Origin of the sequence: Brevundimonas sp. UBA7534, assembly GCF_002479325.1 — a bacterium.
GTDB lineage: Bacteria > Pseudomonadota > Alphaproteobacteria > Caulobacterales > Caulobacteraceae > Brevundimonas.
Genome location: NZ_DLMO01000133.1, coordinates 1 through 18,883, shown reverse-complemented (window position 1 = coordinate 18,883; position 18,883 = coordinate 1). Strand labels below are relative to the sequence as shown.

The 18,883-nt window shown below is 69.9% G+C and carries 27 protein-coding genes and 1 pseudogene; 24 read left to right on the top strand and 4 right to left on the bottom strand.

The genetic code is table 11. The features are described from left to right. A pseudogene (locus tag B2U11_RS11110) lies at window positions 1-575 on the top strand (hypothetical protein); the annotation flags it as partial. 36 nt (window positions 576-611) lie between these two features. Here B2U11_RS11110 and B2U11_RS11105 read toward each other — a convergent pair. The 3 genes from B2U11_RS11105 to B2U11_RS11095 all read right to left on the bottom strand — a co-directional run bounded on the left by B2U11_RS11105 (window position 612) and on the right by B2U11_RS11095 (window position 2,118). Then, window positions 612-890 carry an HU family DNA-binding protein gene (locus B2U11_RS11105; RefSeq protein ID WP_201217035.1) on the bottom strand — a complete coding sequence of 93 codons (279 nt, stop codon included), beginning with the start codon at window positions 888-890 and terminating at the stop codon, window positions 612-614. Between the two features lie 113 nt (window positions 891-1,003). Continuing rightward, complete coding sequence (gene fliP, locus B2U11_RS11100) at window positions 1,004-1,804, bottom strand: flagellar type III secretion system pore protein FliP (protein ID WP_292071796.1); 801 nt, start codon at window positions 1,802-1,804, stop codon at window positions 1,004-1,006. A gap of 38 nt (window positions 1,805-1,842) precedes the next feature. After that, the gene (locus B2U11_RS11095) at window positions 1,843-2,118 is read right to left on the bottom strand and encodes a FliO/MopB family protein (RefSeq protein WP_201217038.1); all 276 of its coding nucleotides are present in this window, start codon (window positions 2,116-2,118) and stop codon (window positions 1,843-1,845) included. Window positions 2,119-2,268: 150 nt separating this feature from the next. On the opposite strand from B2U11_RS11095, the gene flgB reads away from it, so the two are divergent. The 3 genes from flgB to fliE are packed head-to-tail and all read left to right on the top strand — an operon-like array spanning window position 2,269 to window position 3,424. Continuing rightward, on the top strand, window positions 2,269-2,673 hold the full coding sequence (flgB, locus tag B2U11_RS11090) for a flagellar basal body rod protein FlgB (protein WP_292071792.1): 405 nt from the start codon (window positions 2,269-2,271) through the stop codon (window positions 2,671-2,673). Between the two features lie 47 nt (window positions 2,674-2,720). Next, window positions 2,721-3,107 carry a flagellar basal body rod protein FlgC gene (gene flgC / locus B2U11_RS11085; protein ID WP_292071795.1) on the top strand — a complete coding sequence of 129 codons (387 nt, stop codon included), beginning with the start codon at window positions 2,721-2,723 and terminating at the stop codon, window positions 3,105-3,107. Between the two features lie 14 nt (window positions 3,108-3,121). Next, window positions 3,122-3,424 (top strand): flagellar hook-basal body complex protein FliE, encoded by a 303-nt coding sequence (gene fliE / locus B2U11_RS11080; protein ID WP_201217047.1) that lies wholly within the window; start codon window positions 3,122-3,124, stop codon window positions 3,422-3,424. Window positions 3,425-3,441: 17 nt separating this feature from the next. Here fliE and B2U11_RS11075 read toward each other — a convergent pair whose 3' ends face one another. Beyond that, on the bottom strand, window positions 3,442-3,636 hold the full coding sequence (locus B2U11_RS11075; protein WP_249749414.1) for a hypothetical protein: 195 nt from the start codon (window positions 3,634-3,636) through the stop codon (window positions 3,442-3,444). A 133-nt stretch (window positions 3,637-3,769) separates the two neighbouring features. Here B2U11_RS11075 and B2U11_RS11070 point away from each other — a divergent pair, with 133 nt between their 5' ends. From B2U11_RS11070 to B2U11_RS10975, 20 genes are all read left to right on the top strand, one after another. Further along, complete coding sequence (locus B2U11_RS11070; protein WP_292071788.1) at window positions 3,770-4,543, top strand: YebC/PmpR family DNA-binding transcriptional regulator; 774 nt, start codon at window positions 3,770-3,772, stop codon at window positions 4,541-4,543. Between the two features lie 55 nt (window positions 4,544-4,598). After that, window positions 4,599-4,895 (top strand): nucleotidyltransferase family protein, encoded by a 297-nt coding sequence (locus B2U11_RS11065; protein WP_292071787.1) that lies wholly within the window; start codon window positions 4,599-4,601, stop codon window positions 4,893-4,895. Continuing rightward, the gene (locus tag B2U11_RS11060) at window positions 4,885-5,259 is read left to right on the top strand and encodes a DUF86 domain-containing protein (RefSeq protein ID WP_292071785.1); all 375 of its coding nucleotides are present in this window, start codon (window positions 4,885-4,887) and stop codon (window positions 5,257-5,259) included. The genes B2U11_RS11065 and B2U11_RS11060 overlap by 11 nt, the downstream gene beginning before the upstream one ends. Window positions 5,260-5,336: 77 nt before the next feature. After that, entirely contained in the window at window positions 5,337-5,855 is a 519-nt protein-coding gene (locus B2U11_RS11055) for a hemerythrin domain-containing protein (RefSeq protein WP_292071783.1), read from the top strand. Between the two features lie 47 nt (window positions 5,856-5,902). Beyond that, window positions 5,903-6,601: an MgtC/SapB family protein gene (locus B2U11_RS11050; RefSeq protein ID WP_292071780.1), complete on the top strand. Its 699-nt coding sequence runs from the start codon at window positions 5,903-5,905 to the stop codon at window positions 6,599-6,601. A 43-nt stretch (window positions 6,602-6,644) separates the two neighbouring features. Then, entirely contained in the window at window positions 6,645-7,163 is a 519-nt protein-coding gene (ruvC, locus tag B2U11_RS11045) for a crossover junction endodeoxyribonuclease RuvC (RefSeq protein WP_292071777.1), read from the top strand. After that, a complete protein-coding gene (ruvA, locus tag B2U11_RS11040) occupies window positions 7,160-7,777 on the top strand; it encodes a Holliday junction branch migration protein RuvA (protein ID WP_292071775.1) in 618 nt (205 codons plus the stop codon). Before ruvC ends, ruvA begins: the two co-directional genes overlap by 4 nt. Beyond that, on the top strand, window positions 7,774-8,814 hold the full coding sequence (gene ruvB, locus B2U11_RS11035; protein WP_292071774.1) for a Holliday junction branch migration DNA helicase RuvB: 1,041 nt from the start codon (window positions 7,774-7,776) through the stop codon (window positions 8,812-8,814). Before ruvA ends, ruvB begins: the two co-directional genes overlap by 4 nt. A 36-nt stretch (window positions 8,815-8,850) precedes the next feature. Then, the gene (locus B2U11_RS11030; RefSeq protein ID WP_292071773.1) at window positions 8,851-9,243 is read left to right on the top strand and encodes a hypothetical protein; all 393 of its coding nucleotides are present in this window, start codon (window positions 8,851-8,853) and stop codon (window positions 9,241-9,243) included. A 9-nt stretch (window positions 9,244-9,252) separates the two neighbouring features. Beyond that, window positions 9,253-9,714 (top strand): tol-pal system-associated acyl-CoA thioesterase, encoded by a 462-nt coding sequence (ybgC, locus tag B2U11_RS11025; protein WP_292071772.1) that lies wholly within the window; start codon window positions 9,253-9,255, stop codon window positions 9,712-9,714. A 25-nt stretch (window positions 9,715-9,739) separates the two neighbouring features. Then, a complete protein-coding gene (locus tag B2U11_RS11020) occupies window positions 9,740-10,168 on the top strand; it encodes a hypothetical protein (RefSeq protein ID WP_292071771.1) in 429 nt (142 codons plus the stop codon). Window positions 10,169-10,300: 132 nt separating this feature from the next. Further along, on the top strand, window positions 10,301-11,053 hold the full coding sequence (tolQ, locus tag B2U11_RS11015; protein WP_292071770.1) for a protein TolQ: 753 nt from the start codon (window positions 10,301-10,303) through the stop codon (window positions 11,051-11,053). A 1-nt stretch (window position 11,054) separates the two neighbouring features. Next, window positions 11,055-11,525, top strand: coding sequence for an ExbD/TolR family protein (locus B2U11_RS11010; RefSeq protein ID WP_292071769.1), 471 nt, complete (start codon window positions 11,055-11,057; stop codon window positions 11,523-11,525). A gap of 2 nt (window positions 11,526-11,527) precedes the next feature. After that, the gene (locus B2U11_RS11005) at window positions 11,528-12,361 is read left to right on the top strand and encodes a hypothetical protein (protein ID WP_292071767.1); all 834 of its coding nucleotides are present in this window, start codon (window positions 11,528-11,530) and stop codon (window positions 12,359-12,361) included. A 113-nt stretch (window positions 12,362-12,474) separates the two neighbouring features. After that, complete coding sequence (tolB, locus tag B2U11_RS11000; protein WP_292071765.1) at window positions 12,475-13,848, top strand: Tol-Pal system beta propeller repeat protein TolB; 1,374 nt, start codon at window positions 12,475-12,477, stop codon at window positions 13,846-13,848. Window positions 13,849-13,994: 146 nt separating this feature from the next. After that, window positions 13,995-14,552, top strand: a complete 558-nt coding sequence (gene pal, locus B2U11_RS10995; RefSeq protein ID WP_292071762.1) for a peptidoglycan-associated lipoprotein Pal — start codon at window positions 13,995-13,997, stop codon at window positions 14,550-14,552. A gap of 108 nt (window positions 14,553-14,660) precedes the next feature. Further along, window positions 14,661-15,782 carry a DUF3667 domain-containing protein gene (locus B2U11_RS10990; protein ID WP_292071761.1) on the top strand — a complete coding sequence of 374 codons (1,122 nt, stop codon included), beginning with the start codon at window positions 14,661-14,663 and terminating at the stop codon, window positions 15,780-15,782. Between the two features lie 50 nt (window positions 15,783-15,832). Further along, window positions 15,833-16,699 carry a tol-pal system protein gene (locus B2U11_RS10985; protein ID WP_292071759.1) on the top strand — a complete coding sequence of 289 codons (867 nt, stop codon included), beginning with the start codon at window positions 15,833-15,835 and terminating at the stop codon, window positions 16,697-16,699. Further along, window positions 16,690-18,042 carry a tRNA lysidine(34) synthetase TilS gene (gene tilS, locus B2U11_RS10980; protein WP_292071757.1) on the top strand — a complete coding sequence of 451 codons (1,353 nt, stop codon included), beginning with the start codon at window positions 16,690-16,692 and terminating at the stop codon, window positions 18,040-18,042. The genes B2U11_RS10985 and tilS overlap by 10 nt, the downstream gene beginning before the upstream one ends. Continuing rightward, the coding region (locus B2U11_RS10975; RefSeq protein ID WP_292071755.1) for an ATP-dependent metallopeptidase FtsH/Yme1/Tma family protein at window positions 18,039-18,883 on the top strand (845 nt) is incomplete at its 3' end. The genes tilS and B2U11_RS10975, both read left to right, overlap by 4 nt.

Here is an 18,883-nt window from a genome sequence, read left to right as displayed (position 1 = left end):
CCCCAGATCGCCAGCCGGAGAAGGCGCTGCAGGCGATCTGGGGTTCGCGCACCACCCTGCTGCCGGCGGCGATGAACAGCGAGCGCCGGGCGCTGGAGGCGCGCGCCCTGATGGACCTGGGCCGTTTCGACCACGCGCTGGAGGTGCTGGACCGGGACCAGTCCGATCCCGCCCGCGAGGTGCGCGCCGACATTCTGTGGAAGCAGCAGAAGTGGGCCGAGGCGGCGGCTTTGTACGAGGCGCGGCTGGGCGGACGCTACCGCGACACGGCCGCCGCCCTGTCGCCGTCCGAGGAAAGCTGGCTGGTGCGCGCCGGCGTGGGGTATTCTCTGGCGGGGAACCGCGCCGCCCTGCAACGACTGAGCGGCCAGTACCGGCCGTTCCTGGACCGGGCGAAATCCGCCAACGCCATTCGCGTGTCGCTGGACGACAGCCTGTCGGGCGTGGCGGGGGCCGGCGACTTCTCCGCCCTGTCCAGCGGCGCCGACACCTTCGTCGGCTGGGTCGAGAAGGCCAAGGCGGACTTCAGAACGGAAACGGGCGGAGATCGCGCCGCGACCCCCGCCCGTTCGTAAGCTTCGCTCCATCCCAAACGGGACGGGCGAACAGCCTTAGCCGTTGACGGCGTCCTTCAGCGGCTTGGAGACGCGGAAGCGCACGGCCTTGGAGGCGGCGATCTTGATCGTCGCGCCGGTGGCCGGGTTGCGGCCTTCGCGCTCGGCGCGGGCGGCGGTGTCGAAAACGCCCAGGTTCGAGATGCGGACGTCGCCGCCCGACTTCAGGGACTTGTGGATGTTCTCGACGATGGCGGTCAGCACCTTGCCGGCGTCGGCCTGCGAGACACCGGCGTCCTTGGCGACAGCGGCGATCAGTTCGGCTTGAGTGGTCATGAGAAGCGTTTCCAGTGTTAGTCGCCCAATTCAGGGCGAGGACCGGCGGATCAACGCGGATTTCGCACGGCAATGCAAGCGCGGAAAACGCGCAAAGCCTTGCGGGGCGGGGATTATCCCCCGCCGGCGCCCCTCTGGAAGCTCTCCACCAGACTGCCCGCGACCAGTCGCCAGCCGTCCACCAGCACGAAGAAGATCAACTTGAACGGGAGGCTGACGACCACCGGCGGCAGCATCATCATGCCCATGGACATCAGCACGCTGGCGACCACGAGGTCGATCACAAGAAACGGAACGAAAAGGAGAAATCCGATTTCGAAGGCCCGTTTCAGCTCACTGATCATGAAGGCGGGCGTGACCACGCGCAGAGGCAGCTCCTGGACGTTCTGCGGCGCCTCGATGCGCGACAGGCGGGTGAACAGGGCCAGGTCGCCCCGGTCCACCTGGGACAGCATGAAAGTTTTCACAGGTTCCGAGGCCGCATCGAACGCCTGGGGCAGCTCCATCTGCTGATCCAGCAGCGGCCGGACCCCCGAATCATAGGCGTCCTGCCAGGTCGGGGCCATGACGATGGCGCTCAGGAACAGGGCCAGGGACACCAGCACGGCGTTCGGCGGCGACTGCTGCAGACCCAGCGCCGTGCGCAGCAGCGACAGAACGACCACGATCCGCACGAAGCTGGTGGTCATGATGACGATGGACGGCGCCAGCGACAGCACCGTCATCAGGCCGATCAGCTGCACGACGCGCTGGGTCAGGCCCGAGCCGGTGCCCAGGTCGATGTTGATCGCGGATCCGGACTGGGCCGCCTCCTGGGCCAGGGCGACGACGGGCCAGGCCAGGCACAGCAGCGTGGTGACCAACGACAGCAGCGCCGCGCGCTTCAGCTCGGCGGCGTCGGGGGTGGAGAAGATCTTCTCTCTCCCCCCACGGGTGAGACTGGCTGCGCGCCTCACTTGGCGCCTCCGGTCTGGCGCGGTTCGATCAGTTCGCGGCCTTCGCCCAGAAGGATCAGGCGTTCCTCGTCGTCGACCCGCACCAGGACCAGGCGACGGGCGGGATCCAGCACCAGGGTCTCGACCACCTGCAGCCGGCGCTCGCCCTTTTGGGCCTGGAGCCGGGCCATCAGCTGGGGCGCGTAGCGGCGCACGGCCCAGGCGGCCAGGCCGATCAGGCCCAGGGTGAAGGCCAGGCCGAAGACGGCGCGAAGAAGGTCGAGGAAGTTCATCAGGTCGCCCGGCGCGCGTCCGGCGGGGGCGCGCGTTCGGATGGGACTGTTAACCGGCAGGGTTAACGAGCGGTTGAGATAACGCCCTATTAACCATGCGGGCGGCATTTTCTGCCCATCGCGTCCCGTCGGACGCACCGGGAGATCGCCATGGGCGTCGCCGACATTCCTCTGCTGGGCCAGATCAAGGGCCGCCTGGGCTGGCTGGACGAGCGCCAGCGGGTCATCGCCTCCAACGTCGCAAACGCCGACACGCCCGGCTACGTCGGCCGGGACCTGAAGCAGCCGACCGACTTCGCGGCCGCGATGCAGAACCGCCGGCTGACCATGACGCGCACCAACGCCGCCCATATCGCCCCGGCTGGATCGCCCGTGCGTTTCGATTCGACCAAGGCGCCGGATTCGGAGACCACGCTGGACGGCAACTCGGTGGTGGTCGAGGAACAGATGCTGAAGATGGCCGAGAGCCGCATGGCCTATGACGCCGCCATCGGCTTCTACCAGAAGTCCATGCAGATGATCCGCCTGGCAGCCAAGAAGCCGGGCCAGGCGTGAGGAAGGACTGACCGATGCCCGATCCGATCCCGCCGTCCAACTCCGCCATGGCGGTGGCCGCCTCCGCCCTCAAGGCGCAGCAGTCGCGCATGCGGATCATCGCCGAGAACATCGCCAACGCCCAGTCGACCGCGCGGACGCCGGGCGGCGAGCCCTATCGCCGCCAGACGCCGATCTTCCAGCCGCGAGAGGTCGCCGGCGCCACCGGCGTGGCCCTGGCCGAGGTGCGGCCCGACCAGAGCGACTTCCGCATGGAATACGACCCGTCACACCCGGCGGCGAACGCCCAGGGCTATGTGATGCGGCCCAACGTGGACACCCTGGTGGAGGCGATGGACATGCGCGAGGCGCAGCGGGCCTACGAGGCCAATCTGAACGTCATCGAGACGGCGCGGTCGATGGACATGCGCACCCTCGACATCATCAAGCGCTGAGGGGCTGAGCCGTGATGAACCCCATGATGGCCGCCCGCGCCTACGCCGCCGTGCAAGGCGGCGCCATGCCGACGGCCACGCCCGCGCCGCAGGCCGGGGACGGCGGCTTCGCCGATCTGGTGAAGACCGCGATGACCGACATGAGCCAGCAGTCGCGCGCGGCCGAGACCCAGATGACCCAGGCCATCGCCGGTCAGGGCAATCTGATCGACGTGGTCACGGCGCTCAGTTCGGCCGAGGCGTCGCTGGAGACGGTCATCTCGGTGCGCGACCAGGTGATCTCGGCCTACAAGGAAATCATGGCCATGCCGATCTGACGATCGGCCCGGCGGCTTCAGTCGTCCAGGCGACCCATCAGGAACAGGGCCCCGACCGCGGTCAGGGCGCCCAGGGCGAAGGCGCTGATCACCGCGCCGGTGACGGCGGCGGTCGACAGGGTGATCGGGCGGGCCTCGTACCATTCGACGATGTCGGCGTCGTCGAAGGCCTCGTCCTCGTGATCCTCGATGATGACGTCGGGGGCGGTCATGGGGGTGCTCCGTATTCCGTGTCGGTTCAATCCGTGCGCACGGCGACGGTTCCCGCGCAACCCCCGTCGTGACACGGAGGCGCCCATCCGCTAGGAGGCGCGGCTCAGGTTTCAGACTTTCGAAGACGATCCCATGGCCGGCCATTCCAAGTTCAAGAACATCATGCACCGCAAGGGGCGGGCCGACGCGGCGCGTTCCAAACTGTTCTCCAAGCTGTCGCGCGACATCACCGTGGCGGCCAAGTCGGGCCTGCCGGACCCGGCGATGAACCCGCGCCTGCGCCTGGCGGTCAACAACGCCAAGGCCGAAAGTCTGCCCAAGGACGTGATCCAGCGCGCCATCAACAAGGCGACCTCGGGCGACGCCGACACGATGGAGGAAATCCGCTACGAGGGGCGCGGCCCCGGCGGCGTCGGGATCATCGTCGAGGCCCTGACCGACAACCGGAACCGCGCGGGCTCCAACATCCGCGCCGCCTTCTCCAAGAACGGCGGGGCGCTGGGCGAGATGAACTCGGTCGCCTTCATGTGGGACAAGGTGGGCAAGATCGTCTATCCGGCCGAGGCCGGCACCGAGGACGCCGTGATGGAGGCCGCCATCGAGGCCGGCGCCCAGGACGTGGAGAGCGACCTGGAGAAGCCCGACATCTACGAGGACGCGCCGGGCCACACCATCTGGACCGCCTTCGAGGACCTGAACGAGGTGGCCGAGGCCATGTCCAAGGTGCTGGGCGACCCCAAGTCCACCGCCATCGTCTGGAAGCCCCAGTCCGAGGTCCCGGTCAGCGGCGACGCCGTCGGCACCCTGTTCAAGCTGCTGGACGCGCTGGACGCCGAGGACGACGTCTCGGCCGTCTATTCCAACGAGGACGTCTCGGACGAGGACGCGAACAAGTACGCGGGCTGATGGACGGCGCTCGGGGCTACTCGCGTCGGCGCGCCATTCACGCTAGTCTTGGGGCATGGATAGCGCCGCCGTCATCGCTGTGTTGCGAGAGCACGAGGACGAACTGCGTCGTCAGGGCGTGTCGCACGCCGCCCTTTTCGGATCGGTGGCGCGGGGCGACGCCGGACCGGACAGCGATCTGGACATCATGGTTCAGATCGCGCCCGAAGCTGACGTGAACTTCTACGACTATGTCGGCATCACCCAGTTCATCGGCGACCTGTTTGCAGGCCGGGCGGACGTATCCGACCGAGACATGCTGATCGAGCCGGTGCGACGCGAGGCGGAGCGCGAGGCGATCTTTGCCTTCTGAGGCGGATCGCAAGGAACGGCTGGCGTGGCGGGCGATTTTCGACAACGCCCTGCTGGCGCAAGCGTTCTGCCAGGGCATGACAGCCGAAGCCTTCGCAGCAGATCGCAAGACCTTCTATGCGGTCACGCGATGCCTGGAGATCGTGTCGGAAGCGGCGCGACGCTTGCGTGGACCGCAGCAGGCCGATTACCCGAACATTCGTTGGCGACAGATCGAGGATTCCGGCAACGTCTTTCGCCATGTCTATCAGAACGTCGCCGAGAGCCGGGTCTGGTTGATCGTCCACGGTGAACTGAGCGATCTGATCTCGGCGGCGCGCGCGGCCTTGGGGGATGAGGCCCAGCGCCAACATATCCCCAAGTAGGCCGCGAGTCGTTCGCACGGAACCGGGGCCGGGCGCCGGGCGTATCGAGGCTTCACCGTTGCGACCGGAGCGCCCCGATGGATATCACCCAGCTGATCCTGGACGACCACGCCGAACAGCGCCGGCTGTTCGCCATCATCGAACAGATCGATCCGAAAAACACGGACGCGCTGACGAAGGTTTGGGATCGGCTGTCGGCCTTTCTGGACGTTCACGCCGAGGCCGAGGAGCGGTTCTTCTATCCAGAGCTGCTGAAGCTGGGGGAAGGCGCGAACGACGCCGACGACGGCACGGTCGAGGGCGAGACCGAGGACGCCATCGAGGACCACAACAAGCTGCGCGACGCCGTCAAGGCCGTGGCCGGGCACGCCGTCGGCTCCAAGGCGTGGTTCGAGGCGGTGGGCCAGGCCAATGTCGTCAACTCCAAGCACATGGGCGAGGAGGAACGGCAGGGCCTGACCGATTTCCGCATCAATGCGGACGTCGCCGTGCGTCACCACCTGGCGGTCAGGTTCGCCGCCTTCGAGGCCGAACACATCACCGGGGTCAAACCGGTGAACAAGGACCCGGAGGGCTACGTCGACAAGCACGGCTGAGACGATCCGTCCCCGGAACGTCCGGCAAGCGCCGCCGTTGAAGGGCGATGGGTCTCGACGGTCTTCCTGACGCCTTTCTGCCGATCCTGGGCGCGGTCGTCGCCGGCGGCGTGATCGGGCTGGAGCGCGAATGGCGCGGCCGCGCAGCCGGGTTCCGCACCCACATCCTGGTCAGCCTGGCCTCGGCCCTGCTGATGCTGGCGGCCATGTCGCAGGCGGACTGGGCCTTCCGCGCCCTGCCGGACGAGAACATCGTCACCGATCCCACCCGTATGGCGCACGGGGTTCTGACCGGGATCGGCTTCCTGTGCGCGGGGGTGATCTTCCGCACCGGCTTCTCCATCCACGGCCTGACCACGGCGGCGTCGCTGTGGATCACCTCGGCGCTGGGGCTGCTGTTCGGGGCGGGCCTATACGGCCTGGGCGTGGCGGGAACCGTCGTGACGGCGCTGATCCTGGTCGGCCTCAGGCTGATCAGTCGCAAGCTTCCGGCCCGCATCCTGGCGGATGTGGAGGTCGCCTGGGCCCGCGAGGACGAGGCGACCGGACAATCGGTCCTGGCGGCGGTGAAGGCCGTCGACCCGACGCCGCGCTCGGATCGGCTGGAGCTGGTCGACGAGGGCCGGCTGCAGCGCCGCGCCTGGCGCCTGAAGGTGACGGCGGACGGCGATCTCTTGACGTTGTCCGACACGCTTGGCCGCCTGCCCGGCGTTGCGGCCTATCGGCTGGATCCGCGCGACGACTGATCGGTTCATTGCTCGCTAACCGTCTTTGGGGCATGAGGAACGGATGGCGAACGACTCCATCCGAATCCTGGGACTGGACCCCGGTTTGCGACGCACCGGCTGGGGCGTCGTGGTCGCCGAAGGCGCGCGCCTGCGCTGGGTCGCCCACGGCGTCGTGACGCCGCCCGAGACCGCGCCCTTCGCCGAGCGGCTGGTGCACCTGCTGGATCACGTGGGGGCGATCTGCGCCGATCACGGCTGCGAGGTGGCGGCGGTGGAGGAGGTGTTCGTCAATGTGAATCCGTCCTCGACTCTGAAGCTGGGCCACGCGCGGGCGGCGGTGATGCTGGCGCCGGCCAAGGCGGGCCTGGCGGTGGCGGAGTATTCCCCCAACCTGATCAAGAAGGCCGTGGTCGGGGCGGGTCATGCGGACAAGACCCAGATCGCCTTCATGGTCAAACGCCTGCTGCCGACCGCGGGCGACGTAAAGGCCGACGCCGCCGACGCCCTGGCGGTCGCGATCACCCATGCGCAGTTGAGGAAACGCGCGCTTCTTGAAACCCTGACGGGGGGCGCGGCGTGATCGGGCGCCTTCGCGGGGTGCTGGCCGAGGTCGGAGAGGCGGACTGCCTGATCGACTGCGGCGGCGTGGGCTATGTGGCGGCGTGCGGGGCGCGGACCCTGGGGCGGCTGCCGGCGCCGGGCGACGAGGCGACCCTGCACATCCATTCGCAATGGAGCGAGGACGCCGGGCCGCGCCTGTACGGCTTTCTGACGCGGGACGAACGGCGGGCCTTCACGACCCTGCTGGCCATCCAGGGGGTGGGGCCCAAGGCGGCGCTGGCGGTTCTGGACGTGCTGCCGCCGAGCGAACTGGCGGGCGCGGTCGCGCGCGAGGACAAGGCGGCGGTGGCGCGCGCCAACGGCGTGGGGCCCAAGCTGGCGCTGCGCATCGTCACCGAGCTGAAGGGCAAGCCGCTGGGCGACGTGGGCTTCGCCCCCAGCGCGCCGGGCGTCCATGTCGAGGCGGCGCCCCCGCCGCCGTCCATGACAGGCGAGGCGGTCTCGGCCCTGCTGGGCCTGGGCGTGGTCGAGGTCAATGCGCGTCGGGCCGTGGACCAAGCGCTGATCCGCCTGGGCGAGGACGCGGAGCTGTCGACCGTAATCCGCGCGGCCCTGCAGGAGCTGGGGCGGTGAGCGACGATCGCATCATTTCGGCCGACGCCGCGCCGGGTGAAGCCTATGACCGCGCCCTGCGACCCCAGACCCTGGCCGAATTCGTCGGCCAGTCGCAGGCCAAGGGCAATCTGAAGGTGTTCATCGACGCCGCGCGCGGGCGGGCCGAGGCGCTGGACCATGTGCTGCTGTTCGGCCCGCCGGGGCTGGGCAAGACGACGCTGGCGCAGATCGTGTCGCGCGAGCTGGGCGTCGGCTTTCGGGCCACGTCCGGGCCGATCCTGGCCAAGGCCGGGGATCTGGCGGCGATCCTGACCAATCTGGAGCCGCGCGACGTCCTGTTCATCGACGAGATTCACCGACTGAGCCCGCAGGTGGAGGAAATCCTCTATCCGGCGATGGAAGACCATGTGCTGGACCTGATCATCGGCGAGGGGCCGTCGGCGCGCTCGGTGCGGATCGACCTGGCGCCCTTCACCCTGGTGGGGGCGACGACGCGGGCGGGCCTGCTGGCCACGCCGCTGCGCGACCGATTCGGCATTCCGCTGCGACTGGAGTTCTATACGCCGGAAGAGCTGTCGGCCGTGGTGCGCGGCGCGGCGCGCAAGATGGGGGCGGGCATCGACGAAGGCGGCGCGCGCGAGATCGCGACGCGGGCGCGCGGCACCCCCCGGATCGCCGGGCGACTGCTGCGCCGGGTGCGCGACTTCGCCGACGCGGACGGCAGCGTCACCATCACCCAGGCCGTGGCGGCGCGCGCTCTATCGCGGCTGGAGGTGGACGAGGCCGGCCTGGACAGCCTGGACCGGCGCTTCCTGAAGGCGCTGATCGAAAACTATGGCGGCGGGCCGGTCGGCATGGACACCTTGGCGGCGGCGATCGCCGAGGCGCGCGACGCGGTCGAGGACGTGATCGAGCCCTATCTGCTGCAGCAGGGCTTCATCATGCGCACCCCGCGCGGACGGATGGCCTGCGCGCGCGCCTATGCCCACCTGGGCCTGGCGCCGCCGCCGCAACCGCCGAACGCCGCCTCTGCGGACCTGTTCGACGAGCGCTGAGTTGCGCCGTGCGGCGATCGGTGCATCATCGCCTCCATGGAGACGCCGCCGTCCCGCCTGGTCTTCCGGCCCCGCCCGCCGACGCTGGCGCTGCTCGCGGTCCTGATCGGGCTGACCGCCTTCGCGGGTTGGACCTGGTCGCGACGCCCCGCCCCGCCCCAGGCCGAGCCGGCCCAGGCGCGCACCGCGCGCCAGGTGCGCGAACAGGCGGGATCCGGCGCCGAGCTTCGCTATGCGGAGACGGGCCAGCGCCGGGCGGTCTGCGGCTATATCGGACGGGCGCGCGGCGGCCCGGCGGTCAGCTTCGTCTCGACCCCGAACCGCATCCTGTTCAGCGACGACCCCCTGCCCAAGGAGTTCGCCGAGATGCGCGCGCGCTATTGCCCCGGCTTCATGCAGGGGCCTCCGCAGCCGCCGCCGATGCGCTAGACTGGCGCCATGAGCGACGATCTTCCCACCGCCGGCCGCTTCGACGGGCGTGACCACCTGCTGCCGGTTCGCGTCTATTACGAGGACACCGATTTCACCGGCCTGGTCTATCACGCCAACTACGTCCGCTATTTCGAGCGCGGACGGTCGGACTTCCTGCGCGCCATCGGCGTCGGCCACGCCGATCTGCTGGCCGAGGACGAGCCGCTGGCCTTCGTGGTTTCGCAGCTCAACATCAAATATCTGAAGCCCGCCCGCATAGATGACGCCCTGGTGGTGCGCACCGTCTATGAATCGGTGAAGGGGGTGCGGCTGATCATCCGACAGACGGTGGAGCGGGCCGGCGAAGTGCTGTGTCGCGCCGAGGTGGTCGCCGTCTGCATTCACCTGGACGGCCGTCCGCGGCGCCCGACGCGGGCGCTGGTGGAAAAGGTCACGCCGTGGCTGGCGGGCGAACAGGCCGCGGGCTAGGCACAGACAAACGCGGAGAGACGCCATGACGCAATCGGATCGCCAGGTCGTGACCTTCACCCTCACGGTGTTCGTGCTTGGCCTGCTTCTGCTCGGCGGGGGCCTTGTCGGGTGCCCGCACTACAAGGTGTGGGAACGCAAGATGGCGGGCCAGGCCGAGCTGCAATACCAGCAAGGCGCGCGTCAGGCCCTGATCGCGCAGGCGGCGGCCGAGGACGAGGCCGCCATCAAGCGCGCCGAAGCGGCGACCCGTCGCGTGCTGGGCTGGACCGACGCGGCCAAGCGCGGTTGCGCCGCTCTGGACCGGGCGGGCGACCGACAGTGCGAGGAACAACTGCTGAAGGACGCCGCCACCTATTCCATCGCCAAGGAAGGCCACGAGGGCGTGATCATCAGCGTCGGCGCCCCGGTGTCCGTCGCGGTCGACCCCGACCGTCCCCGCGCGGCCGAGTAAGCTTTCCTTAACCGTGATGACGCCCCTGTCAGATGACGGGGCCGGCCGGTGCGACTAGACCCCGCCACACAAAGGTCACGCCTGCTCGCTCGATAGGGCGCGACTGATCCCGATTCCTGCCGGAGCGCCTGAATGACCCCGCCCGCCGACGCCTCCATGCTCAATCCGGTCGAGCTGTTCCTGACGGCCGATTGGGTGGTCAAGAGCGTCATGATCGGCCTGGCGCTGGCCTCGCTCTGGTCGTGGACGATCATCATCGACAAGGGCGTGCGCTTCGCCCGCCTGAACCGCCAGGCCGACGACTTCGAGAAGGCGGTCCAATCCGGCCGTTCGCTGGAGGATGTCGCCGCCCAGGCCGGGCCCAATCCCGAGCACGCCCTGCCGCGCATGCTGGTGATCGCCCTGTCCGACTGGCGCGAGGCGCGCCAGCGCGGCGCGTTGAACGAACACCAGGGCGAGCTGCTGATGACCCGCATCGACCGGGCGATGGACAGCCTGGTCGCACGCGAGGGTCAGCGGATCGAAAGCGGCCTGGGCGTGCTGTCGATCGTGGCCACCGCCTCGCCCTTCATCGGCCTGTTCGGCACGGTGTGGGGGATCATGAACGCCTTCGACCGCATCGCCGCGGCGGGCAACACCAATCTGACCACCGTGGCGCCGGCCATCGCCGAGGCCCTGTTCGCCACCGCCATCGGCCTGGGCGCGGCCATCCCGGCCTATATCGCCTACAACAAGTTCTCGATCGACGCGGGCAAGTTCACCGGGCGGCTGGAAAGCTTCGCCGACGACCTGCAGGCCGCCGTGGCGCGCCGGCTGGGCGCGCCGTCCTCGCCGCCGCCGCCGCCCGCGCCGCCGTCGGGCCTGAACCTGAACCGGAGCCTCTGACATGGCCCTGGGCGGAGGCGGCGCGGCGCGGCAGGGTCGTCGCGGCCGGCGGGGGCGCAAGGGGCCCCTGACCGAGATCAACGTCACGCCGCTGGTGGACGTGATGCTGGTGCTGCTGATCATCTTCATGATCTCGGCGCCGCTGCTGACCGTGGGCGTGCCGCTGGAACTGCCGCAGACGGACGCCAGCGCGGTCGAGACGGACAACGAGCCGCTGACGGTCTCGGTCGACCAGCAGGGGGCGATCTTCATCGGCGAGGGCGAGACGTCGTTCGACGACCTGGCCGTGCGGCTGCTGACCGAGGCGGGCGGATCCGAACAGGCGACGCAGCGGCCGGTCTTCGTGCGCGCCGACGGCCGGGCGCCCTATCAGGCGGTGGCGCGGGTGATGGCGCGGCTGAGCGCCTCGGGCTTCACCAAGCTGAACCTGATCACCGACACGGCGCCCAATACGGCGGCGGCCGGAGGCTGACCTTGCGCCGTCCGAGCCCCGCGATCCTCGGCTCCATCGCCCTGCACGCCGGGGTGGTCGCGCTCGCCTTCGTGTCGTGGCCGCGCGAGCGCGACGAACCCAAGCCGCTGGTGAATTCGGTTCCGGTCTCGATCGTGTCCGACGTCCAGATCGCCGCCGCGCCGGCCGACAATCCGCAGCCGGAACCGTCGCCCGACGATGCGGCGACCGCGCCGGTCAGCGCCCCGGAAGAACCGACGCCGCCCGCTCCGGAACCGACCCCCCCGCCGCCCGCGCCGACGCCGCAACCGCGTCCGGCCCCACGCCCGACGCCGACCCCGCCCCGCCCCACGCCGCCCCGACCGACGCCGCCGCAACCGACGCCGCCGGAAAAGGCGCGCCCCACGCCGCCGCGTCCCGATCCGACGCCCGCGCGTCCGGCGCCCAGGCGCGAGGAGCCCAGCCTGGACCTGGACGCCCTGGCCGGCCCGACGCGGCCGAACAACAACCGCGGCCGGCCGGCGACCGGTCAACAGGGCGCGGGATCGGCGCCCCAGGCGTCCGGGCCGCAGCTCGCCGCCTTGGCCGGTCAGGTCAATCCGCACTGGAACCTGAACTGCGACCTGCCGGGCATGGACGCCCTGACCATCCGCGTCACGGTGCGGCTGACCGCCGACGGGCAGATCGTGGGCTCGCCCCGCCTGGAGCAGCCCCGCAACGATCCGTCCTGGCGGGCGGCGGCCGACGCCATGCTGAGGGCGGTGCGGGCGGCGGCGCCCTTCAATGTCCCCAGCGGCTTCCAGGCCCAGGAGGTGCCGTTCCGGTTCGAGACCGCGCGGAAATGTGGAAACCGCTGACCCGCCCAACCGTATGACCCGGACCGAATGTCGCCCCAATGACCGTGAAGCTGGCGATCCGCCAACTGTCCGCCGATAACGACCGCCACCCGCCCGAACCTCTGGAGCAAATCATGCGTTGGAATCTCGTCGCCGCCGCCGCCGCAACGGCCCTGCTGGTCGCGCAGGGCCTGCAGAGCCCGGTGCACGCCCAGGCCGTCGCGCCGGGCCGGACGCAGGATGTCGTGGTCGATGACGGCGTGCTCCGCCCCTTCCAGATCGCCATCGTGCCCTTCACGGGGGATCGGGGGCGCGACATCTCCGACGTGGTCAGCGGCAATCTGCGCCGCTCGGGCTTCTTCGAGCCCATGAACCCGGCCGGTTTCATCGAGACGGGCTTGACGCTGGCCAATGCGCCGAACTTTCCGCAATGGACCAGCATCGGCGCCCAGGCGGTGCTGTACGGCGGCGTCACGACACGGGCCGACAACAGGCTGGACGTGGGTTTCCGGCTCTATGATCCCTATCGCCAGTGCCAGCTGGTCAGCTACCAGTTCACCGCCACGCCGGAACAGTACCGTCGCATCGCGCACAAGATATCGGACATGATCTATCAGCGCATGACCGGCGAACCCGGCTTCTTCGACACGCGGGTCATCTTCGTGTCCGAAGAGGGCGATGCGCTGAATCGCAAGAACCGCCTGACCATCGTCGACCAGGACGGCTATCAGCCGGTGTTCCTGACCCAGGGCGACGAGGTGATCATGTCGCCGCGCTTCTCGGCCTCGCAGCCGGACGAGGTCACCTATGTGGCGTTGGGCAAGGACTACAGCCGGATCTACCTCTACAACCTGACCACCGGCCGGCGGGAATCGCTGGGCGAGTTCGACGGCCAGGTGCTGGCGCCGCGCTTTTCCAACGACGGCAACAAGGTCGCCTTTTCGATCATCCGAAACGGCAACACCGACATCTATGTGATGGACCTTCGCAGCCGGCAGCTGTCGCGCCTGACGTCCGACCCCGGCATCGACACCTCGCCGTCGTTCAGCCCGGACGGATCGATGATCGTGTTCAACTCGGACCGGTCGGGCTCGCCGCGCCTCTATGTCATGCGCGCCGACGGGTCGGGCCAGCGGCCGATCAGCCGGGGCGGCGGCAGCTACACCGCCCCGTCGTGGAGCCCGCGCGGCGACCTGATCGCCTTCACCAAACAGGGCGGCGGCCGCTTCTCCACCGGGGTGATGGACGCCAACGGCGGCAACGAGCGCATCCTGTCGTCCAGCTATTTCGAGGAGGGACCCAGTTGGGCGCCCAACGGCCGGTATGTGATGTTCGCGCGCCAGACGCGGGGCGGCGACACCCGGCTGTGGACCGTGGACCTGTCGGGCCGGGTGGTGGCCCAGGCGGGCTACAACGGGCGCGGCACGGACCCGGCCTGGTCGCCCCTGCTGGACGCGCCGGCGGCCAACATCGGCATCGGCCAGGGGCCGGACAGCTGTCCGTCCTGATCTCGCCGCACGCCGTTCGCCCGCAAGCGGAGCCTTTCGGCTCAACACTGCGTTATCGCGACTGGCGCCCCAAAAGCGCCCGGCGCAAGACTTACGGCCACGCTTGAGGCCGCCGTCCTCAGAACAGAACCCCAGGAGACGACCCGATGAAATCCTCCAAACTGATGACCCTGGCCCTGGTGGGCTGCGCCGTCGCCGCCATGGCCGCCTGCACCCGTCGCCCGGTCGAGGGCGCGGTGCCGACCGGCCCCGAGACCGAGGTTCCGACCGGCCCCGCCTATCCGACCGCCCCGACCGGCCCGGTGACCGGCGGCCAGGTGGGTTCGGCCATCCCCGGTTCGGAGCAGGACTTCGTCGTCAACGTCGGCGACCGCATCTATTTCGACCTGGACAGCTATGACGTGCGGCCCGAGGCCATGCCGCGCCTGGACGCCCAGGCCCAGTGGCTGATGCGCTATCCGGCGGTCACCGTCCGCATCGAGGGCAACGCCGACGAACGCGGCACGCGCGAATACAACCTGGCCCTCGGCGCGCGCCGCGCCGAGGCGGTGCGGACCTATCTGATCAATCGCGGCGTGCCCGCCGGCCGCATCGACACCATCAGCTTCGGCAAGGAGCGCCCGATCGCCGAGGGCTCCAGCGAGGAATCCTGGGCCCGCAACCGCAACGCCCACACCGCCGTGGTCTCCGGCGCCCAGCGCTGAGACTGAGGGATACGACCTGAACGGAGGCGTCGGCCAGGACCGACGCCTCTTTTCTTTTGTGGGCTCCATACTCTAGGTAGGACCCTGTGCAGCCAGGGGGATCGGCGCGTGGATATCGAAGGGGCCGGCGGCGCCATCACCGGGGGACTGGTCGCGGGCGTGGTCGAGAAGCCGAGCGGCAAGGCGGGCGAGGACCACCACGGCGTCTGCAGCGATTGCGGCGCCGAGGTCAGCGGCAATTTCTGCTCCAACTGCGGCCAGTCGACCCATTCGCACCGCACACTGCTGCATCTGGGCGAGGAACTGCTGCACGGGGTGATGCATTTCGACGGCCGCATCTGGCGCACGCTGCCCTTGCTGGCCTTCAATCCTGGACGGCTGACGCGGGAATGGGTGCAGGGCCGACGGACGCGTTACGTGTCGCCGTTGGCGATCTTCCTGTTCACCCTGTTCGTCATGTTCTTCGCCCTGAGCTTCGCGCCGCAAAAGGCGCCGGCGGACATCCTGCCCGACCAGATCGCGGGCCAGAGGGTCGCGGTCGCCGAGGTGCAGAAGAACCTGGATCAGCTCAAGGCCGAGAATGCGACCGATCCCGGTCCGATCACGGCGCGGGCCCTGGAGGTGGCCGAACAGGTCGTGGCGCGTGAGCGGGCCAAGCTGGCCCAGTTGGAGCGCGAGCTGCGCGAAGGTCGGCCCGACGGGCTGAGGCCCGGAAGCTGGCAAGCCAGCCTGAAGGACATGGCCGCCGGGGACGCCGACAAGACCGAAGCGGCGGGCCATGAGGCCAAGACCGAGGGACACGGCCTGGGCGCCACCGTCGTCAAGAAACTGCAGAACCCGGACCTGGCGCTCTACAAGCTGCAGCAGACGCTGTACAAGTTCGCCTTTCTGCTGGTGCCGCTGTCGATCCCGTTCGTGGCCCTGCTGTTCCTGTGGAAGCGGGGCTTCACCCTGTACGACCACGGGGTCTTCGTCCTGTATTCGCTGACCTTCATGGCCATGCTGCTGATGGTCATGGTGGTGGCGGCCAGCCTGTCCCAGACGCTGGGCGCGATCGTCATCACCGTGGGGATGCTGGCCGTGCCGACGCACATGTTCGCCCAGTTGAAGGGCGCCTATGGGCTCAGGGTCTTCTCCGCCCTGTGGCGGACCCTGCTGCTGATGGTGTTCTGCACCGTCGTCGTCGCCCTGTTCGTGACGGCCATCGTCTATCTGGGCCTGGGGCACTGAGGCGCCCCTGACGCCTTGCGGCGGCCCCAAATCGGTGGAACCTAGCGGCCATGACGCTCAAGCTCCCTCGCCCCCGCCGCCTTCGCGCCGTGTCCGCCGCCGCGCTCGGCCTGTCCCTGATCGCCGGCGCCCTGGCCGCCGGCGGCGCCGTCGCCTGGCAGGCCCAGCCCAACATCATGGAGCGGACCGAATGGGACAACCGCCGCCTGGAGCAACTGGACCGCAACGTCCGGCGGCTGGAACGCGCCCTGACCCAGAGGAACGCCGCCGGCCAGCCCGTGCTGGTCGAGCCCGATCCGGAAGTGATCGCGCTCCAGGGACGCGTCGACCTGATGGACCGGCGTCTGTCAGACATCGAGGCGACGGTCCGGCGCATCAACGCCGACAATGAACGGCTGACCTTCCAGCTGGACGAATCCCAGCGCGACAACACCGCCCTGCGGTCTCGGCTGACGGACGCCGAGACGCGCCTGCAGAAGCTGGAGACCCAGGCCGAGCTGAACGCGCCCATCGTCGCGGATTCGCCGACAGGCGACGCCGGGCGCGACCTGGCGGCGGCGGTGACCCTGCTGGGGCAGGACCGTCCGCGCGGCGAACGCGCGCTGGAAATCCTGGTCCTGACCTGGCCCGACACGCCCCAGGCGCGCGAGGCCAACTCCCGTCTGGGCGACCTGCGCGTGGGCGCGAACGACAAGGCGGGGGCCGTGCCCTATTACGCCGCCGCCCTGAAGGACTGGCCCCGGATCGGCTGGGCCGCCGAGACGACGCTGAAGCTGGCCGACGCCCTGATCGCCACCGATCGAAAGACGCAAGGCTGCGCCGCCCTGTCCGAGTTCAACCGTCGCTACGCCGAGACGGCCTCGGCCACGCTGAAAACGCGGGCGGGCCAGATGCGAACCGCCGCCGGTTGCAGCTGACCTTTCGGGAGGAGGGCGGCGACGCCTTCGCCGCGCGCGTGGCCGGGCGGCTGGACCGGCGGCTTTCGCACGACGACCCCGCGCCTGTCGCCCTGGCCCTGTCCGGCGGCGGGGATTCCCTGGCCCTGGTGCTGACGGCGGCGCGCTGGGCCACGGCGCGAGGACGACCGCTGCTGGCCCTGACGGTCGATCATCGCCTTCAACCCGAAAGCGCGGCCTGGAGCCGGTTCGCGGCCGAGGCCGCCCGCGCCGCCGGGGCCGACTGGCGCGGCCTGGCGTGGGACGGTCCCAAGCCCGCCAAGGGCCTGACGGCGGCGGCGCGCACGGCGCGTCATCGCCTGATCGCGGACGCGGCGCGCGAGGCGGGGGCGCGTGTCGTGCTGACCGGCCACACCGCCGACGACATCGCCGAGGCCGACTGGATGCGCGAGCGGGGCGCGACGCTGGGGCGTCTGCGCGAATGGTCGCCCTCGCCCGTCTGGCCCGAGGGGCGGGGCCTGATGCTGATGCGACCGCTGCTGACCGAGCGGCGTGGCGAATTGCGGGCCTGGCTGGCCGCAAATGGCGCACGCTGGATCGAGGATCCCGCCAACAGCGATCCCCGTTTCGGACGCAGCCGCGCCCGCCTGGCCTTGGCCGGCGGGGGGAGTGTCGCCGAAGCCGGCGACCGTGCCCGCGTCCCTGCTCCAGGCCCTATCCGATGGGAGACCGAGGGCGTCCTGGCGCTGGATCGCGACGTGGGCGGCCATGCGCTGGCGGCGGCCGTGGTTTCGCTCGGCGGCGGGGCGACGCCGCCTCGTGGCGAACGGCTGGCCGCCCTTCTGGATCGACTGCGCGCGGGCGAGGCCGTCGCCGCGACCCTGGCGGGGACCCGTATCGAGGCGCCGCGGGGCGACCGCGTCCGACTGATGCGTGAGGCGGGCGAACTGAGGCGGCGTCCTGTAGCGCCGGTCCGGCTCCTGCCCGGTCGCGAGGCGGTCTGGGACGGCCGCTACGCCTTCCTCGCCGACCGACCGGGTTGGCGGGTGGAGGCGGCGTCGGGGCGCCTGGCGGCGCTGTCGGAGATCGACCGGGCGCGGATCGCCCGTCTTCCGGCGGCGGCGCGCGGCGCCTGTCCGGTCCTGATGCGGGACGACGGAACCGGGCCGGTTCTTGCAGATTCGGCCGTCGCAAGGCGCGATCTCGTCCCGGAACGGCTCGCCCTTGCGCTGGACCAAACGACGCACGAAGACGATCTGACCCGCGCCCGATGGCGTAACGCCGTGGAACGACCTATTTTCACGGACATGACATTCAGACCGACGGCCCGGGATGGGGCGTCGGACGACCGAGGACCCCTATGAACCTTCGCAATCTGGCGATCACCAGCATGATCCTTCTGGGAATGCTGGCCCTCTACGCCTTCGTCTCGCAGGGCGGCGCCATGTCCGGGGCGGCCACGCCCGGCGGGACGGGCCGTCCCGAGGCGGTGACCTATTCCCAGCTGCTGCAGCAGGTGCAGGCCGGCCAGGTGAAGGAGGCCACCATCCGCGGCGAGGACGTGACCGGCGTCTACAAGGACGACCGGCGCTTCACCTCCGTGACCGTGACGCCCAGCACCCAGCTGGTCGACGCCATGATGGCCGCCGGCGTGAACGTCGACGCCAAGAGCACCCGCCAGTCGTGGTGGGCCAGCCTGCTGATCGGCATCCTGCCCATCGCCCTGCTGGTCGGGGTCTGGATCTTCTTCATGCGCCAGATGCAGGGCGGCGCGCGCGGGGCCATGGGCTTCGGCAAGTCCAAGGCCAAGCTGCTGACCGAACACAAGGGGCGCAAGACCTTCGACGACGTCGCCGGCGTGGACGAGGCCAAGGAAGAGCTGACCGAGGTGGTCGAGTTCCTGAAGGATCCGGGCAAGTTCCAGCGCCTGGGCGGCAAGATCCCCAAGGGCGCGCTGCTGGTCGGCCCTCCCGGCACCGGCAAGACGCTGCTGGCTCGCGCCGTCGCGGGCGAGGCGGGCGTGCCCTTCTTCTCCATCTCGGGCTCGGACTTCGTCGAAATGTTCGTCGGCGTCGGCGCGTCGCGGGTTCGTGACATGTTCGAACAGGCCAAGAAGAACGCCCCCTGCATCATCTTCATCGACGAGATCGACGCCGTGGGCCGCCATCGCGGCGCCGGCCTGGGCGGCGGCAACGACGAGCGCGA